Genomic DNA, 17,196 nt, shown 5'->3' with positions numbered 1-17,196 from the left:
AGCTGCCTCAGAGCATTAGGCAAACTTACCCAACATCTAAGACAGCCTAAGTTGAAATTAACTATTCAGCATCTTTGTGATCGTTGTTGCCTTCAACTGCTTCAACGATATCTTCGATGGAATCTACTTTTTCATCTTTTTTGCCGAATGTTTCTTCGGTAACTTGTTCGTTTTCTTCGCCTTGATTTGCTTCGATGATTGCATCAGCCATCTTCGATGTGATCAAACGAACGGCACGGATCGCATCATCGTTAGATGGGATCTTAACGTCGATTTCGTCTGGATCAGCGTTAGTATCGACCATAGCAACAATCGGAATGTTCAATTTTTGAGCTTCCTTAACAGCAATTCTTTCTTTACGAGGATCAACAATAAAGACAGCATCTGGAATGTGAGGCATATCTTCGATCCCGCCCAGAAACTTCTCAAGTTTTTCCATTTCTTTGGTCAACTTGGCAGCTTCCTTCTTAGGCAAGATGTCAAATGTACCGTCTTGAGACATCTTCTTCAGATCTTTCAAACGCTTGATCCGTGATTGAATTGTGTTCCAGTTAGTCAAAGTTCCGCCCAACCAACGATGGTTGACGTAGAATTGACCAGCACGAACAGCTTCTTCAGCGATCGAGTCTTGAGCTTGCTTCTTTGTCCCTACGAACAAAACAACACCATTATTTTCGGCTGTTTCCTTCATAAAGTTGTAAGCCTTGTCGATCAGCTTAACTGTTTTTTGCAAATCGATGATATAAATACCATTACGTTCTGTAAAGATATATTTCTTCATCTTAGGGTTCCAACGACGTGTCTGATGTCCAAAATGAACACCAGCTTCAAGTAATTGTTTCATGGTAATAACTGCCATTACAAAATACCTCCAAAATAGTTTTATTTCCTCCCCCACATTCATTTGGCAAGAACTTAGCAATGTAAGCACCGCTTGCCCAGCATGCAAGGTGTGAATTAGGCCCAAAAAGGACCTATATTATTGTAAAGGATTTCGGCTGCAAATGCAACTTCTTTCCAAGCATTTTTTTAACCTTAGCCGCGCTATATTAGTTCGCCTCTACGATCGAACTGGCTGTCCCTGTTTCAATCACTGATTTGGCACTATCTAGAGAGAAATTAACCATGTTTTTAACAGCCGTTTCAGTGTAAAAGGAAACGTGTGGTGTAACTAACACATCATCTCGTTCCATCAACTGGTTAAACAATGGATCAATGATTTTTTGGCCGCGTAAATCATGATTAAATAAAGGACTTTCATTTTCATATGTGTCTAGTCCTGCACCCGCGATCTTCCCTGCGTCTAAGCCGTCCAATAAAGCCTGCGTATCGATCAAGGTCCCACGAGCTGTGTTGATCAAATAAACACCATCTTTCATCAGTTCGATCGCGTGCTTATCGATCAGATGCTTATCTTTCGGAGATGCCGGCATATGCAAGGTGATCACGTCAGCTTGCTGATACACTTCTTCCCGACTATCAACATAGATACCTGAAGCAGCCAATTCTTTGTCCTGATACGGATCAAAAGCAATTACTTTTGCTCCAAACCCACGGTAGATCGAAATAGCTGCCTTACCGATCCGGCCAGTCCCGATCACACCAACCGTTAAATCATGGATCTCTTTGCCGATATTGCCCTCCCAGCGAAAATCTTGGACAGCATTTCTCTGACGGAAGATCTCAGTTTTTCGCAACAGCTGTAACAGTAAAGTTACTGAAAATTCGGCAATCGCCGTAGGTGAATAAGCAGGCACGTTAGTAACGATCACATGGTTAGCAAAAGCTGATCTCAAATCAACGTTATCAACACCAACATTTCGAATGGCAAAAGATTTTATTCCATACTCCTGAGCCTTTTCGAAAAGTTGGGCAGGATAAAAACCGGTTTGCAAAGCCAAAATTGCATCAAAACCTTGAATAAGCTCAAGGTTCTCGGATGTTAATGCTTCTTTTACTAATTTGACCTCAATATTATTTTTCTGCGACCACTCTGCAAAATATTTTTCTTCATCCGTGCGAACGGAAAACGCAATAAATTTCATCAAAAAAACTCCTCACTTCAATAATTTAGCGCACATTAAATCAACTTAACAGTAAAACGTGCATAATTAGCCCTTGTGTTAAAGAGCCACAATTCATTTTATACTATCAAAACTCAAACAGCACTATTTTTTACTCAATTCTCAAGTTCGGTCATTCCAAATTCAACACCACTCCATGCTGTCGCAAAAAAACTTCTTTGCTTTTGCGTGTTTGATGTTTAAAGGCATACTCTGCTTTAAGAGCTGCAGATTTTTCAGTGTATTCTTCATGATAGATCATTTGCACAGGACGCCTGTTGCGAGTGTACTTAGCTCCGATCCCGTCGTTATGTTCAGCTAATCTCCTAGTCAGATCCGTTGTAAATCCACCGTAAAGGGTAGAATCGGCACAAAGCAAAACATAAAAGAAATACTTTTTTTCAACCATACAATACCCTTCTTACTTCAGGCAAATAGTCGTCTTGTTCATCATAAACCGTAATTGGCGGCACAAAACGCAAACCTCCAGGGCGGCCATCCTTAATTGCTTCAACCAAAACCATGTTTGCTTCACGTTCTTTTTTGGGGTAAACCAAACGAACTCGTTTAGGGACCAAACGTTCTTGTGCTAAAAGAAGGAATAATTCCTGCAGCCGCTCTGGTCGATGGACCATATACATTTTACCGCCCATCTTTAAAAGCCCGCTGATCGTTTGAATAATATCAGCTAAAGACGCTGTGCTCTCGTGTCGTGCCAATGCCAAGTATGGATTAGGATTTTTCTTGCTGGTCGGCTGATTGGCAAAATACGGCGGATTACAGATCACTGTATCAACAGAATCTTTAGGGATGTGCGCGTAAATTTCTTTCAAATCAACATTCAAAGTTGAGATGCGCTCACCCAAATCATTTAACAAAATGCTGCGTTCCGCCATCTCAGCTAAGCGAGGCTGGACTTCGACTTCCACAATTGAGGCACGAGTTTTTTTGCTCACAAAAAGTCCGACTGCCCCATTACCAGCACATAAATCAACGACCTTGCCGGTCTGCTTTAAAACTGGCTGGGCAAAATCTGCTAACAATACTGCATCGAGCGAGAAAGAAAAGACTTCTGCGCTTTGAATGATTTTAATATTATTAGCGTATAATTCATCGATCCGTTCGCCTGGCTTTAACAAATTATTTTTTTCCATTATTTTGTTCCACGATCTTTCTTCATTACAGACTTGCAACTTTTAGGGAAATTTTGCATACTTAAGCTATACTACTTTTTGGAAAGGAATGTCACTTCGATGTTCTACACATTTATTCGTGTTGTTGCACGCGTGATTGTTTTTCTGATCAATGGTCACAGCATTTATCTCAACAAAGAAAAACTTCCCAAGGGAAATTATATTCTAGTTGGGCCGCACCGGACGTGGTTTGACATGATCTATTTTGCTTTAGCTGCAGCACCCAAGCCGTTTTCTTTTATGGCAAAAGAAGAACTCTTCAAGAACCCAGTTTTGCGTTTCATTTTAAAACACGCTAACGCTTTTCCAGTCGATCGGGCCCACCCTGGTCCTTCAGCCATCAAAACACCTGTTAGATGGCTGCGTCAACGTGATATTTCACTGATCATGTTTCCATCAGGGACTCGCCATTCACAAGAAATGAAAGGCGGCGTGACACTGATCGCCAAGTTGGCAGGAGTGCCGATCGTGCCGGCGGTTTATCAAGGACCTCTGACCTTCAAACAGCTTTTTTCACGCAAAGCAGTCACTATTGCTTTCGGAGAACCCATCACTGTTGACAGGAAAACAAAGATGACTGACGAATATCAAACTTCCTTGCTTGACCAGATGGAACAGCAATTTCAGCAGCTGGATCAACAAATTGACCCTAATTTCAAATATATCGATGTTAGCGGAAAAAAAGAAAATAATTCTTCGCAAAAATAAAAAGCCGGGTAATTGCCCGGCTTTTTATTTAGCTTACTTCTTCTTGCCGTAACCTGATTTCATTGCGGTCATCATTTGATTCAGTTTCTTTTCAGAAGGCTTTTGACCCATTTGCAGCATCATTTGTCTTAACATCTGTTCATTGATCGGCGGGTTTTTTTGTAAATAGCTTTCCATGTATTTACGTGCACCAAAGAATCCACCAACAAGGCCCAATACCAATGCGATGATGACGATTAAGATCCAAACTCCAGTGGACATCATCAACTACTCCCTTCGTTAACTTTTGTTTACTTAATTAAGTTTACACAATTCCCTGTGAAAAATAAAGGGCAAGTCGTAATTAACAGTCATCTGGGCTTAAAAAACAAATATCTTGCAGCTAATCGTCACGTAAACCGCGGTCACGTTGGATGTTCTTAACTTTTTCAGGAGTCACTTCTTTGCCATGCTTATCATAAACTTGCAGCATTTCAACTTGACTCCGAAAGTTCTTTCTGAAATGCTTCAAATATTTATTCCGTAATTTTTTTTGCTCTTGCAGCTCATTTTGGGTTAAACCCTTGCTCTTTTTCTTCCGAGCCAATTCATTGATCCTTGTGATCAATTCCTCTGGTATTCCATTTTCCATCGATGTTACCTCATTTCAATTCAATACTTCTATCCTAAACAATTCCGCACGAAAACTCAAGCAAATAGTCCGAACATTAGTTTGAAAGATCATGAGGATTATGATATGCTAGGACTATAAAAAAGAATGAGGTGTTCGTGATGTCAAAAGTTTTCGAAGAAAGACAGATCGCCGTGTTAAGATTCATCTACGAATGTGTTCATGAGAAAGGGTATCCTCCGACTGTCCGAGAGATTTGCGAAGCAGTCAGCCTTTCATCAACATCAACAGTTCATGGACATATCGCACGTTTAGAACGCCGAGGATATTTGCGTAAAGACCCAACTAAACCACGCGCACTTGAGATCACCAAAGACGGAATGACGGCTCTGGGGATCAAACCTACGGCCAAAAGAATTCCAGTTTTAGGTACCGTTACCGCGGGGAACCCAATTTTAACCGTCCAAGAAACAACAGATTATTTCCCGTTACCGCCAAATTACGATTCCGCCCAAGACTTGTTCATGCTGACCATTCGCGGCGAGAGTATGATCAATGCTGGGATCCTAGACGGAGACGAAGTGATCGTCAGACAGCAGCGTTCAGCCGACAACGGTGATATTATCATTGCTATGACGGAAGATAATGAAGCGACCTGCAAGCGTTTCTTCAAAGAAGCTGATCATTTTCGCCTGCAGCCGGAAAATGACACAATGCAGCCGATCATCTTAGACAATGTCACGGTATTAGGCAAAGTTGTCGGCCTCTACCGAGATTTTATCGGTTAGCAGCAAAAAATTCAAGTTGACAGTTTAAATGTCAACTTGAATTTTTTTGTCTGCTCCTATCCACAGGATGGTCTGGCCAGAAAGCTCAGTCATTTTCCCCTTGATGCAGTTCATTCCCTAAGTGCAATAACTCTGCGGCATGTTCGCGTGCGAGATCAGTGATCTCAGTTCCGGCTAGCATCCTGGCCAATTCTTCGATCCGATCATTTTGAGGCAGTTTCGTGACTGTTGTCTCTGTTCGTTGATTTTGCACATTTTTGGTAACCAAATAATGGTGCTCCCCCACAGCCGCAACTTGCGGCAGATGGGTGATGCACAGAACCTGCGAGCTCTGGGCGATCCGGCTGATTTTTTCGGCGATCGCCTGAGCAACACGGCCACTGACGCCAGTATCAACTTCATCAAAGATGATGCTGGTCACACCCTGTCGTTGCGCAAAGATTGTCTTTAAAGCCAACATGATCCGCGAAAGTTCGCCTCCGGAAGCGATTTTAGCCAAGGCTCCCATCGTCTCCCCTGGATTAGTTTGAATATAAAACTCCACGTGATCCTGTCCATCTTGATTAAGCTTTCCCGCAGAACTGTCCATAAATTTAACTGAGAAAACTGCTTTTTCCATATAAAGATCTCTCAGTTCTTTCTGAACTGCTTTTTCAAGACGGAGTGCGGCTTTTTTTCTGATTTGTGATAATTTTTGCGCTAGTTTTCGAGCTTGCTGATACGATTGGTCAACCTTTGCTTTTTGGTCACCCGAGTCTGCATCTGTCTGCTGCATTTCCTTTAACTCGCCAGAAATTTTGTGGTAGTATGCCAGAATTTCTGCAATGGAACTGCCGTATTTTCTTTTTAACTGGTGAATTTCTTCCAGCCGACTTTCGATTTCATCTAAGCGGCTTTCGTCCCACTCCATTCCAGAAAGCTGATTAGAGATGTCGTGGACAGAATCGGATAATCCATAATATGCATCATTGACTCGTTGACTGATTTGATCTAACTCCGAGGAAAAGTCCGCTACCTGACGCATATTCTCCATCACCGTTCCTATTTGAGATAAGGCATCAGTTTCTTCCCCCGATAAAAGCTGGTAGCTGTTTTCTAAAGCATCATGGATGGCTTGGAAATTGTCCAGTTGCTGCTTTTCGTCAATTAATTGTTCCTCTTCATCCGCATGCAGGTCAGCGGCCCCGATCTCCTCGACTTGAAATTGCAGCATGTCGAGGTGTTGGGCCCATTGTTTTTCGTTTTTTTCTTTCTGTTCTAAACTAAGACGCTGCTGCTGGTAGCGTTGGTAGACTTGGTGATATTTTGCCTTCAAATCAGCAACCTGGTCTGCCGCAAAACTATCTAATAAAGGCAAGTGATTATCCGGATGCATTAACTCCTGATGTTCATTTTGCCCGTGGATATCGATCAGAGTTTCTCCCACGCGCCGCAGGCTGGCAAGGTTAACCAACTCACCATTAATGCGACAGATGTTATGTCCATTCCGATACAATTCACGCTGCAAAATCAAATCAGTGTCTTCATAACCGATCCCGATCTCATCCAAGATCAAAAAGGCTGGGGCATTCTCCGGCAGTGTAAATAAGCCCTGGAGGACAGCTTTTTTCTCGCCCTTACGGATAAATTCTGTTGATCCGCGACCGCCGGCCAGCAAGCCCAAAGCATCGATCACAATTGATTTGCCCGCCCCGGTTTCACCTGTCAAGACTGTCATCCGCGGCTGGAAGTCGATCTCAATTTTATCAATAATTGCAAAGTCTCTGATTGTTAAGTTTCTTAACAAAATTTTCTCCCCCCCCTGTCACTTTCCTGATAGTCTAGAGTTTTTACCTAACATAGCTAATCTTCTTTGACCATTTGCAACATTTTTTGCTGATAAGAGTTCGCCCATTCGATCGAGCGCGCGAAAATCATCACCGTATCATCATCACTAATGCAAGCAAAAATTTCCGGATAGCGCATTTGTTCGATCAAGCTGGCAACAGTCGGCCCATTACCCGGCTGGACTTTGACCACACACATATCATTATGTACATCAGACTCAATGTATGCGTCTTGCAGTGTCTTTTTAAGTTTGACTGCTGTATCGACTTCTTTTTCAGACGGCAATGTATAGCGATAACTGCCATCATTGAGTGGAACTTTTACCAGCTGCAGTTGTTTAATATCACGTGATATCGTCGCTTGAGTGACCTTGATCCCTCTTTTAGCCAAAAGTTTGACCAGGTCTTCTTGCCGGTAAACGATATTGTCAGCTAGCAATTGTTTCAGCAAGTGATGCCTTTCTTGTTTCTTCATATGCCATTAACCTCACACTTCAAACTATTTGTTGATTATTTCAAATAAAATTACTGGACCAGTGTTTGATGTGCCTTTTTTACGACCTCATTCAAGTCAACAGAAGCATCGATCTGGCCATTCTCCCCCGGAGCACAAGAGATCAGATGGACTAGGAATTCAATATTCCCCGTCCCGCCAGTGATTGGTGAAAAGTCTAATCCGCTCACATCATAACCGGCTCCGACAGCAAAAGTTAAAATCTGATTTAAGACCTCCAAATGAGTCTTTTCATCCCGAACAATTCCATGTTTGCCAACTTTTTCCTTGCCAGCTTCGAACTGCGGCTTGATCAGAGCTACTACATCTTGATGTGGAGCTATGATCTCATGCAGGGCTGGTAAGATCAGCTTTAAAGAAATGAAGGAAACATCTATCGAAGCAAAATTTGGTTGCCCAGCATTAAAATCTTGCAGCTTAGAATAACGAAAATTGGTATTCTCCATCACGACTACACGCGGATCTTGCCGGAGCTTCCAAGCGAGTTGATTGGTCCCCACGTCTAAAGCATAACTTAATTTAGCGTGGTGCTGCAAAGCAACATCCGTAAACCCTCCAGTCGACGACCCGATATCCAAGACGATCCGGTCGGCTAAGTTGATTTTAAAGACTTTCAGCGCCTTAGCAAGCTTGAGCCCGCCCCGGCTGACATAAGGCATTTTAGTTCCCTTAAAATGCAGTTTGACGGCAGGGTCGATCTTCATGCCGGGTTTATCCAACCGTTCTTCATTTTCACCCAGGATCTCGCCAGCCATAACTGCACGTTTGGCTTGTTCACGGCTGTCAAACAGCCCCTGTTCGACTAATAAAACATCGATTCGTTCTTTTTTCATAATTTCTACCTTTATAGCATAAAATAATTTAACAATTCTTGATAAACAGTAACATCAAGCCCGGTTTGCGCTAACTCTTCTAAACAAGCTTTAGCATGCCGGAGCGTGTCTTGTAAAGCTTTTTTTGCACCCTCAAGTCCTAAGATAGCTGGATAAGTGTTTTTTTGTTCCCCTTTGTCCTTGTGCACGGCTTTCCCCATTTTTTCAACGGTAGAGGTTACATCCATAATATCATCATAGATTTGAAAAGCTAAACCAAAATCGCTGCCAAATCGCCGCAATAATTCTTGTTGGGCTTGACTAGCTTCCGCCAAGATCCCGCCTGCTTCGAAAGCATACCGAATCAAAGCACCGGTTTTACCCGCGTGCAAAGCCTGCAGCGAAGCGAGGTCTAGTTGATGACCGGTTCCTTCGATGTCTCGAGCCTGGCCGTCAACCATGCCTGAAGGACCAGCAGCATGAGCCAAGAGCCTGCATAACTCCAAATTTTTGTCTGGGGCAAGCTTCGCAGAGGCTAACCATTCAAAAGCAGCAGTCAAAAGCCCGTCACCAGCCAAAACAGCCAGCGCTTGCCCAAAAACTTTATGGTTGGTCGGCTGTCCTCGTCTGAGATCATCATTATCCATTTCTGGCAAATCATCGTGGATCAAAGAATAGGTATGAACAAACTCAAGGCTTCCAGCCACAATAAAAGCACTGTTGGTAAGAGATACACCAAAAGCAGCACAAGTTGCAAAAATGATCAAGGGACGGATCCGCTTGCCGCCCGCGTTAACCGAATATGCCATGGCTTGACTCAACTTATCATCATTGCGCATTCCTGAAAGATAATCTGTCATCATTTGATTCAAACGCTGGATCTCACCTTCTTGCAAGGCTTTAAGCTTATTGTTGTTCATTCTCATCGTTTCCTTGCTCAAACAGCTCTTCATCGCCGTTTTCATTGATAACCTTAGTCAGTGTCTCCTCAGCTTTTTCCAAAGTTTTTTGCAGTTCTTTGCTTAATTTGACCCCGGCTTGGAATGAATCCAAGGCCTCTTCTAAAGGAACATCGCCTTGCTCCAACTTACTGACGATTTTCTCAAGCTGAGCTAAATTTTCCTCAAAGGTCGGCTCTTTTTTATTCTCTTCTGCCAAGTTATTTTTCCTCCTTAGTGGTGATCACTTGCGCCTGGGCAGACCCATCTGCCAGATGGATCGTGATTTGATCTTCTGCATGCAAAGAGTGAATACTTTTAACGATCTTTCCTTCCTGACTTACGTACGAAAAACCCCGTCCCATCACAGCCAGCGGACTCAATGCATTCAATTGATTGACTGCCTGCTTGAATCTGTTTTTGTGGTCGAGCATATACTGATCCATGCTCTGATCAAGCTGCCGCGTGACTGACCCAATTCTAGTTTTAGCAGCCTGGACACGTGTAGTCGGAGCGACCAGCTTTAAACTGCTGACAGCCTGTAACTGGCTTCTTTGAGCTCCTGCAATTATCTGCCGAAAAGCAGCATTTTGCTGTGAGTTTAAAAAATCCAGCTTTTGCAAGTACCCTTCATACAGACGGCCTGGGCTCCTAAAGATATATGAATCCATTCGTTTTGCAGCTCGATTTTCATTTTGTCTGATAATCGTCTTCATCGCCTGGACTAGGCGCAAACGCTGCTGCTTTAGCTTCAAGATCTCATCGGCACGGACCGGTGTCGCTAATTCTGCTGCTGCCGTTGGTGTTGGTGCTCGCAGATCTGCAACAAGATCTGCGATAGTAGTATCTGTCTCGTGACCAACTGATGAGATCACAGGCAAATCAAGTGCAGCCAGGGCTCGTGCAACTTTTTCTTCGTTAAAAGGCCACAGATCTTCGATCGAGCCTCCGCCGCGACCAATGATCACAGTATCGAAGTCGCCGTGTGCAGCAACTTCTTTCAACCGTCCTACTAACGAATCCGCGGCCTGGTCACCCTGAACTACCGCCGGAAATAAAACTAGCTCGACGATCGGATAACGACGACGAACAGTCGTGATAATATCCCTAATGACAGCACCTGAAGGACTAGTGATCACAGCTATTTTTTTAGGAAAACGCGGGATCGGAAGTTTGGGAGCAGAAAATAATCCCTCTTGGGTCAATTTTTTCTTTAACTGTTCATAAGCTTGATACAAAGCCCCAACTCCATCTGGTTCCATCCGTTCGATATTGATCTGATAGGTCCCATTTGGCTGATAGAGATCGATCCGACCAACAACTAGGACTTTCATCCCTTCTTCCGGTCGAAATTTGACCTTGCTAAAATTTGATTGAAACATCACCGCACCAATTTTAGCATTGTCATCTTTCAAGCTGAAATACTGATGTCTGGGACGCAAGCGAAAATTTGAGATCTCTCCGGTCAAGAAAACCCGCTGTAAGTATGGGTCCACCGTAAATTTACGGTGTAAGTAGCGCGTTAGAGCTGTAACTGTCAGATACTTTTCCCCATCATCTACGCTCAAACTCGACACTCCTTTTTGCTAATTTTAAAGTCTGTTTCATTAACATCACGCTTGTCATCGGACCAACTCCGCCAGGAACTGGTGTTAAATATCCTGCCCTTTGCTTGACATCCTCCTGGGCGACATCCCCCACGATTTTACCGGAACCTAAACGATTGATCCCAACATCAATTACAATTGCACCCGGCTTAATATATTTCTGAGTGATCATCTCAGGTTGACCAGCGGCTACCACTAGAATATCAGCATTCCGTGTGATCCGTTCCAATTCATTTGTTTTACTGTGTGTGATCGTTATCGTTGCATCTGCATTTAAGAGCATTGCTGCTAACGGCCGACCAACGATCGTACTACGCCCGATGATCACGACCCTTTTACCAGCAGGATCGAGCTGATACTCTGCTAATAAAGCCATGATCCCTGCAGGTGTACAGGGAACCGGACCAGCATCGTCCATAAAAAGCCGACCAATGTTATAAGGATGAAAACCGTCAACATCTTTTTCCGGCGCGATCGCCTCCATCACTGCTTTCTCATCCAACTGCGGCGGCAAAGGCAATTCCACTAAGATCCCATGAATATTGGCTGCCTCATTATACTGTTTGATCTGCCTGATAACCGCTTGTTGCGAAGAATCCACCGGCATCACTGTATCGATCGTTGCAATGCCAATTTCAGCTGCCAATTTTTGCTTACTCTTAAAGTACACCTGACTAGCAGGATCTTCCCCGATCATGAGCACCGCCAAGGTTGGAACCACACCATGCTGTTTAATAAGCTCAGCATCCTTTTTCAGGCTCAAACGGTATTTCTGGGCCAGTTTTTTTCCATCCATTAAAACTGTCATTATTCTACCTCACAGAAATCATTTACCCTTAATTTTAGCACACGTCCAAAGACAAAACTAATGCAACCGATCTGAACCCAGAAAATAATTACTCGCTAAAAAAGGCTCAAAACAGGTATTGAGCTGTTTTGAGCCTTAGAATTTAAATCAAATTTGATAAAACACCATTAATGAAACGCCGAGATTTATCGTCACTAAACAATTTAGCAAGTTCCAATGCTTCATTTAACGCCACTCTATTAGGCACGTTAGTCTGAAATTTCATCTCATAGACGGCGATCCTTAAAATTAGTAAGTCGGTTTTTGTGAGACGGCCTAAGGACCAGTGCTCGCTTAAATATTGAGCAATTACCGGATCAAGCTCAGCTTGCTGTTCTAGGACCCCATTGACGATGGTATGCAGATATTCCTGATCAACCTCTTCAGTCAGTTCTGATACGACCTGATCAATCAAGTCATCCAAATCAGCATCCGGGTTGCTTTGTAAGGCAAACAAGACTTGAAATGCACCTTGTCGTGCTACTTGTTTTGTAATGTTTCTTCTAGTAGCCATTAATTTGTTTCCTCTTTCTCTTCTCCAAAAATATTATTTGGATCAACAGTTGCTTCCTGTTTTTCTGGAATGATCCCCTGCACGTGAACATCAACTGATGCTAACTTCAAACCCGTCATAAATAAAACCTGTTGTGCAACCTTCTCTTGAATAACTGCTCCTACTTTAGGGACTGAAACTCCGTAATTCAAGAAAACATTCACATCCACAGTTAATTCACTTTGAGCAGCTGCTAATTTAACGCCTTGTTTGCGATCCTGACGGCCAAACAATTTGGAAAAGCTATTAGCAATTGATCCGCGCATTGAATAAACACCATCAACTTGGCTCGCTGCGATCCCAATAATTACCTCGACAACCTCAGGGGCAATTTTAATTTGACCAAGATCAGGATCTTTACTGGCTAAAACAATATTATTTTCCTCAGACATCACAAAACCTCCTTAGACTACGCACGAGAAATGTATGTGCCGTCAGCTGTATTGATCGTTAATGTATCTCCTTCGTTAACAAAGAACGGCACCTGAACGACCAAACCGGTCTCCATCGTAGCTGGTTTAGAACCGCCTGAAGCCGTATCGCCCTTGATCCCAGGTTCGGTAGCAGAAACAACTAAATCAACGGTATTAGGCAGTTCAACACCTAAAGTTTCTGAACCATACATGATGATGCTGACAACCATGTTTTCTTTCAAATATTTTAGTTCATCTTGAATTCTTTCAGCTGGCAATTCTAATTGCTCATAGGTCGTTGTATCCATGAAGACATAGTTATTGCCATCAGCGTACAGATACTGCATCTTTTTGCGATCGATCTGAGCCTGATTGATTTTTTCGCCGCCACGGAAGGTCTTTTCTTGTAAAGCGCCTGTCCGCAAATTTTTCAGCTTCGAACGTACAAAAGCTGAACCTTTACCAGGTTTAACGTGTTGAAATTCTACAACACGCCATAGTTCACCGTCTATTTCAACAGTTAAACCAGTTTTAAAGTTATTTACTGAAATCATTTATGAAATCCTCCTTAGCACTCGGCTAATTATTATCTGTAATTGTAATTGATCCTGTTCACGTAAAAGTTATTACTCTTTATTGTTACGTGGATCGGAAGCTTTGTCAAGCAGCGAAGGCACTTACTCGACCTTAAATTTCAATGAACTGTTTGTTTGAGTTTGTTAAAATTTCAGATCCGGTTGCAGTTACGAGGACATCATCTTCGATCCGAACCCCGCCAAGACCTAGGACATAAATTCCAGGCTCAACTGTCACAATTTGACCGGCCTGCATCACGTCTGGATACCTTGTCCCAACATTAGGCAGTTCATGGATATCCAGTCCGATGCCGTGACCCATCCCATGATTAAAATACTCGCCATAACCTGCTTTTTGAATCAGAGAACGCCCGATTTGATCTATCTGCGCACCGCTAACACCGGCCCGAACCGCAGCGATCGTTGCTTGCTGTGCTTCCAAAACCACCTGGTATATTTCTTTAACTTGCTGGTTTTGTTGACCAAGGCTAAAAGTCCGAGTTACATCTGATGTATAACCTGCATAAAAATAGCCGTAATCAAGTGTGATCAGATCGCCATTTTTTATTTCCCGAGTTGTGGCTGTTCCGTGCGGCCAAGTTGTATGTTCACCGCTGGCAACAATGGTTTCAAAAGAACGTTCAGACGCACCGTGTTTCTTCATGAAATAATCCAAATCATTGGAAACATCCAGTTCGGTCTGCCCAGCGGCTAAATGTGATAAAACAAAATCGAAGCCTTGATCAGCCAAACGACAGCTTTCTTTAAGTGCCGCAATTTCGTTTTCATCTTTGACAGATCGCAAAGATTCAACGACCCCATTAAAAGCGACAATATCGCAAACAGCCGTTTCATCAAGAAAGTCATATGAGGCATAGTCGATCGAATCTTCAAAACCAATAGCAGCAAGAGAGGCTTTTTGAGCCAAATCGCAAGCACTGCCCAAATAGTTGCGTGTGATCACCGTTTGCCAATCCGGAGTTTCAACCTTGACCTGTTCTTCAAAACGCGAGTCAGTAATCAAATACTGCTGGTTCTCAGTAATCAGCAAAACTCCCGCATCACCCGTGAATCCGCTCAAGTATTTGATATTTAAAGGATCCGTAACCAAAAAACCGTCAATTTTCAACTCTGCCAATTTACTGCGCAGATTAGCCACTCGTGGCATTGTCATCTCGACCAGACCTTTCTCTTTGAAATTTTATCATTACTCAGTTTTTCATTTGCCAGCAACAAAGCAAACAAATTAGTTTAAAATTGAAAAAAACCGGGACTCCAAATGGAATCCCGGCCTTGAGCAGCAATTTATTCTGCTACAGGGTAAACAGAAACTTGTTTCTTGCTACGCCCTTTACGCTCGAATTTTACGACACCTTCGATTGTTGCAAACAATGTGTCATCGCCGCCGATCTTAACATTCGCACCTGGGTAAATATGTGTACCACGTTGCCGATATAAAATCGATCCGCTTGTGACAGTTTGACCGTCAGCACGCTTAGCACCCAAACGCTTAGCTTTTGAGTCACGACCGTTAGAAGTCGATCCGCCCCCTTTATGATGGGAGAAGAATTGTAAGTTCATTAACATAAGACAAGCACCTCCTAATCGTTTTCAATTGTTAGATATTTCTGATAATTATCTGTAATATCATGAAGTCCTAGTTTCAAACTGTTCAAGAATAATTGAATCGCCTGCTCAGAAACTTCTTCAGCAGGCAAAGTTACCTTTAAATAGCCGCCGTTTTCATCGTCAGAGACAACTTCTGGGTGGGCCAAGGCTAACTGTTCCAAACTATTGACAGTATTGATAGCTAAAACTGAAACTGCTGCACAGACGATGTCGTGACCGTAGTCACCAGAATCAGCATGTCCCCGCATCAAAAAACCGGAAATCTGCTGATCAGTGTGAAAGAACTGAACCTTGATCATCGCAAGTACAACTCCTTAAATGCCTTAGGCATTGATTGCATCGATAACAACCTTAGTATAAGGTTGACGATGGCCTTGTTTGGTATGAGAATGTTTCTTAGGTTTATACTTGAAAGTAACGACCTTCTTCTCACGACCTTGTTTCTCAACAGTACCTGTAACAGTGGCACCGTCGACAACAGGTGTTCCGATAACAGTTTTGTCACCACCGACCAAAACAACTTCATCAAATGTGACTTTGTCACCTGCGTTAGCAGCCAACTTTTCCACAAAGATAGCTTGACCTGCTTCAACTTTATACTGTTTACCACCAGTTTTAATAATTGCGTACATTAAATGTGCACCTCCTTGTATTTGACTTAGACTCGCCGTAATGTAGTGATCCAGCTAAACTGAATGCTTAAAAAACTTAAAACGTGCGGTTGTAGTTGTGGCATGCACAAATACAACAGAGTTATATTACCAAAAAAAGCCCCCACAGTCAATTACTTTTTGTTTTCAGGCAGATTCAACCATCTTTTTTCTGTTCTGACGCAAAAAATTTAGATGAATTGCCTCAGTTATGTTGGTGAGAGAGGAAAAAGTATTTAAAAGAGTTAAAAAAAAGCCGGTTCATTTCGGTTGTCCTTTTTTTGATTTTCAATTCTTACACTATGAACTGTATCACTCGACCAAAAGATCCCATTTATAAAACTCATCACGTTCATCAATCACCCATAACGCTAAAGTTTTCAGCGGCTTTTATAACAAGACACAAAAAAAGAATGCCGGTATAAAGACATTCTTAAAATTACAAAATGTTCTAATTTGATATATTATGATTCGGGAGAGATTCGAACTCTCGACAATCCGCTTAGAAGGCGGATGCTCTATCCAGCTGAGCTACCGAACCAATGCAAAGTATATTATAAGATGAATTACTGGATTATGTCAAACACAATTTTAGCATTCAAATAGTAAGATTGCTTGACATTTCAAGTGCAACAAACTAATGATTAAACGAAAAGCCGTAAAATCCCAAACTATAATCAACCATATTATAGAAAGGCAGCCTTTATGACTCAAGTATGCTCTATCCCCCAAAAACATGACAAACAACGCAAAAAATGTCCCTTCTAACCTGTTCACACTCAAGTGTTGGTATTTGCCCTTTATGTTGAAAAGTGAACTGAAGAAACATTTTTTACAAAGAGTAGCGAGGTTAATTGCCTGCTTTAAGAAAATCCATCCTAATCAAGGCAGCCTATAGATTATAAAGACGAGTCGTTCAACAAATCTAAATTCAAGCCAAATTTTTCTAAATCTACATCCCTAACATAAAGTTCGCTTTGAAGAATATCCAGCACCTCGTAGTAAGCAAGTTTCTTGCCAACAAAAAACTCATCCTCATTTTTATTTGCACTTTCACTTGCAGTTTCTTTGGCCTTTTCAATAATTCGCGCAGCCAAAAACTTTATTGTGTCTTCGTTCATTCCTATCGCCTCTTTTATGCCAATTTCTTTATTTTCACTACATTTTTTAAGTTTAATATTCCCTTACCTCAATGTTTAATAACTGCCCCTGTGGGAAATAGGATGTATCAGCCATAGAAACAACGTAAGCAGTGCCCAGCGGGACGTATTTAAATAAAAAACCAGATTTAATATAATTGCCTTATCAAATGAGATGAGGTGATTTTTTGGATAACAAGCATGATTTTGTCCAAGTTAAAATTGATGGTCCTAGATCAACGAATGAGGTTAAGTCTCAAAAGGCGATGCAGTTTCGCATTGATCAAAATAAAACTGTGGTGGTCTACAAGCGGATCAACAACTATATCCT

Annotated in this window: 23 protein-coding genes, 1 tRNA gene and 1 other annotated feature; of the genes, 2 read left to right on the top strand and 22 right to left on the bottom strand. The window is 42.3% G+C overall.

Going from position 1 to position 17,196, the window contains the following annotated elements:
- Nucleotides 1-61: 61 nt before the first annotated feature.
- The 4 genes from rpsB to LFYK43_RS07715 form a co-directional block, all read right to left on the bottom strand.
- Nucleotides 62-859: a 30S ribosomal protein S2 gene (rpsB, locus tag LFYK43_RS07730; protein WP_124977079.1), complete on the bottom strand. Its 798-nt coding sequence runs from the start codon at nt 857-859 to the stop codon at nt 62-64.
- A 190-nt stretch (nt 860-1,049) separates the two neighbouring features.
- Nucleotides 1,050-2,045 (bottom strand): D-2-hydroxyacid dehydrogenase, encoded by a 996-nt coding sequence (locus LFYK43_RS07725; protein WP_124977077.1) that lies wholly within the window; start codon nt 2,043-2,045, stop codon nt 1,050-1,052.
- 151 nt (nt 2,046-2,196) lie between these two features.
- Nucleotides 2,197-2,472 carry a GIY-YIG nuclease family protein gene (locus LFYK43_RS07720; protein WP_124977075.1) on the bottom strand — a complete coding sequence of 92 codons (276 nt, stop codon included), beginning with the start codon at nt 2,470-2,472 and terminating at the stop codon, nt 2,197-2,199.
- Complete coding sequence (locus tag LFYK43_RS07715; protein ID WP_124977073.1) at nt 2,465-3,217, bottom strand: tRNA1(Val) (adenine(37)-N6)-methyltransferase; 753 nt, start codon at nt 3,215-3,217, stop codon at nt 2,465-2,467. Before LFYK43_RS07715 ends, LFYK43_RS07720 begins: the two co-directional genes overlap by 8 nt.
- Before the next feature lie 99 nt (nt 3,218-3,316).
- Between LFYK43_RS07715 and LFYK43_RS07710 the strand changes: the two genes are divergently transcribed.
- Complete coding sequence (locus LFYK43_RS07710; RefSeq protein WP_124977071.1) at nt 3,317-3,964, top strand: lysophospholipid acyltransferase family protein; 648 nt, start codon at nt 3,317-3,319, stop codon at nt 3,962-3,964.
- A gap of 33 nt (nt 3,965-3,997) precedes the next feature.
- Here the strand turns inward: LFYK43_RS07710 and LFYK43_RS07705 are convergent, their stop codons facing one another.
- On the bottom strand, nt 3,998-4,225 hold the full coding sequence (locus LFYK43_RS07705; protein ID WP_124977069.1) for a YneF family protein: 228 nt from the start codon (nt 4,223-4,225) through the stop codon (nt 3,998-4,000).
- Between the two features lie 121 nt (nt 4,226-4,346).
- Nucleotides 4,347-4,595: a DUF896 domain-containing protein gene (locus LFYK43_RS07700; RefSeq protein WP_124977067.1), complete on the bottom strand. Its 249-nt coding sequence runs from the start codon at nt 4,593-4,595 to the stop codon at nt 4,347-4,349.
- A 140-nt stretch (nt 4,596-4,735) separates the two neighbouring features.
- On the opposite strand from LFYK43_RS07700, the gene lexA reads away from it, so the two are divergent.
- Complete coding sequence (gene lexA, locus LFYK43_RS07695; RefSeq protein ID WP_124977065.1) at nt 4,736-5,362, top strand: transcriptional repressor LexA; 627 nt, start codon at nt 4,736-4,738, stop codon at nt 5,360-5,362.
- Nucleotides 5,363-5,447: 85 nt separating this feature from the next.
- On the opposite strand, the gene recN is transcribed toward lexA, so the two are convergent.
- The 16 genes from recN to LFYK43_RS07615 all read right to left on the bottom strand — a co-directional run bounded on the left by recN (nt 5,448) and on the right by LFYK43_RS07615 (nt 16,847).
- A complete protein-coding gene (recN, locus tag LFYK43_RS07690) occupies nt 5,448-7,148 on the bottom strand; it encodes a DNA repair protein RecN (protein WP_124977063.1) in 1,701 nt (566 codons plus the stop codon).
- 56 nt (nt 7,149-7,204) lie between these two features.
- Entirely contained in the window at nt 7,205-7,663 is a 459-nt protein-coding gene (locus LFYK43_RS07685; protein ID WP_124977061.1) for an arginine repressor, read from the bottom strand.
- A gap of 50 nt (nt 7,664-7,713) precedes the next feature.
- Entirely contained in the window at nt 7,714-8,535 is an 822-nt protein-coding gene (locus LFYK43_RS07680) for a TlyA family RNA methyltransferase (RefSeq protein WP_124977059.1), read from the bottom strand.
- An 11-nt stretch (nt 8,536-8,546) separates the two neighbouring features.
- On the bottom strand, nt 8,547-9,434 hold the full coding sequence (locus tag LFYK43_RS07675) for a polyprenyl synthetase family protein (RefSeq protein ID WP_124977057.1): 888 nt from the start codon (nt 9,432-9,434) through the stop codon (nt 8,547-8,549).
- Complete coding sequence (locus LFYK43_RS07670; RefSeq protein ID WP_124977055.1) at nt 9,421-9,672, bottom strand: exodeoxyribonuclease VII small subunit; 252 nt, start codon at nt 9,670-9,672, stop codon at nt 9,421-9,423. The genes LFYK43_RS07675 and LFYK43_RS07670 overlap by 14 nt, the downstream gene beginning before the upstream one ends.
- Nucleotide 9,673: 1 nt before the next feature.
- Nucleotides 9,674-11,020: an exodeoxyribonuclease VII large subunit gene (gene xseA, locus LFYK43_RS07665; RefSeq protein ID WP_124977053.1), complete on the bottom strand. Its 1,347-nt coding sequence runs from the start codon at nt 11,018-11,020 to the stop codon at nt 9,674-9,676.
- Nucleotides 11,007-11,867, bottom strand: a complete 861-nt coding sequence (gene folD, locus LFYK43_RS07660; RefSeq protein WP_124977051.1) for a bifunctional methylenetetrahydrofolate dehydrogenase/methenyltetrahydrofolate cyclohydrolase FolD — start codon at nt 11,865-11,867, stop codon at nt 11,007-11,009. The genes xseA and folD overlap by 14 nt, the downstream gene beginning before the upstream one ends.
- A gap of 142 nt (nt 11,868-12,009) precedes the next feature.
- Entirely contained in the window at nt 12,010-12,420 is a 411-nt protein-coding gene (nusB, locus tag LFYK43_RS07655; RefSeq protein WP_124977049.1) for a transcription antitermination factor NusB, read from the bottom strand.
- Nucleotides 12,420-12,851, bottom strand: coding sequence for an Asp23/Gls24 family envelope stress response protein (locus LFYK43_RS07650; RefSeq protein WP_124977047.1), 432 nt, complete (start codon nt 12,849-12,851; stop codon nt 12,420-12,422). Before LFYK43_RS07650 ends, nusB begins: the two co-directional genes overlap by 1 nt.
- A 17-nt stretch (nt 12,852-12,868) precedes the next feature.
- Nucleotides 12,869-13,426: an elongation factor P gene (gene efp, locus LFYK43_RS07645; protein ID WP_124977045.1), complete on the bottom strand. Its 558-nt coding sequence runs from the start codon at nt 13,424-13,426 to the stop codon at nt 12,869-12,871.
- A gap of 133 nt (nt 13,427-13,559) precedes the next feature.
- Nucleotides 13,560-14,621, bottom strand: coding sequence for a M24 family metallopeptidase (locus LFYK43_RS07640; protein WP_124977043.1), 1,062 nt, complete (start codon nt 14,619-14,621; stop codon nt 13,560-13,562).
- Nucleotides 14,622-14,752: 131 nt separating this feature from the next.
- Nucleotides 14,753-15,034 (bottom strand): 50S ribosomal protein L27, encoded by a 282-nt coding sequence (gene rpmA / locus LFYK43_RS07635; protein WP_124977041.1) that lies wholly within the window; start codon nt 15,032-15,034, stop codon nt 14,753-14,755.
- 14 nt (nt 15,035-15,048) lie between these two features.
- Entirely contained in the window at nt 15,049-15,375 is a 327-nt protein-coding gene (locus tag LFYK43_RS07630) for a ribosomal-processing cysteine protease Prp (RefSeq protein WP_124977040.1), read from the bottom strand.
- A gap of 24 nt (nt 15,376-15,399) precedes the next feature.
- Complete coding sequence (rplU, locus tag LFYK43_RS07625; RefSeq protein WP_124977038.1) at nt 15,400-15,708, bottom strand: 50S ribosomal protein L21; 309 nt, start codon at nt 15,706-15,708, stop codon at nt 15,400-15,402.
- 18 nt (nt 15,709-15,726) lie between these two features.
- Nucleotides 15,727-15,809 (bottom strand) — a sequence feature (ribosomal protein L21 leader region).
- Between the two features lie 384 nt (nt 15,810-16,193).
- A tRNA-Arg gene (locus LFYK43_RS07620) sits at nt 16,194-16,267 on the bottom strand.
- A gap of 358 nt (nt 16,268-16,625) precedes the next feature.
- Entirely contained in the window at nt 16,626-16,847 is a 222-nt protein-coding gene (locus tag LFYK43_RS07615; protein WP_124977036.1) for a transposase, read from the bottom strand.
- Between the last annotated feature and the right edge of the window lie 349 nt (nt 16,848-17,196).

This window comes from Ligilactobacillus salitolerans, from assembly GCF_003864415.1.
Lineage (GTDB): Bacteria > Bacillota > Bacilli > Lactobacillales > Lactobacillaceae > Ligilactobacillus > Ligilactobacillus salitolerans.
This window is presented reverse-complemented; position numbering and strand designations above follow the sequence as displayed.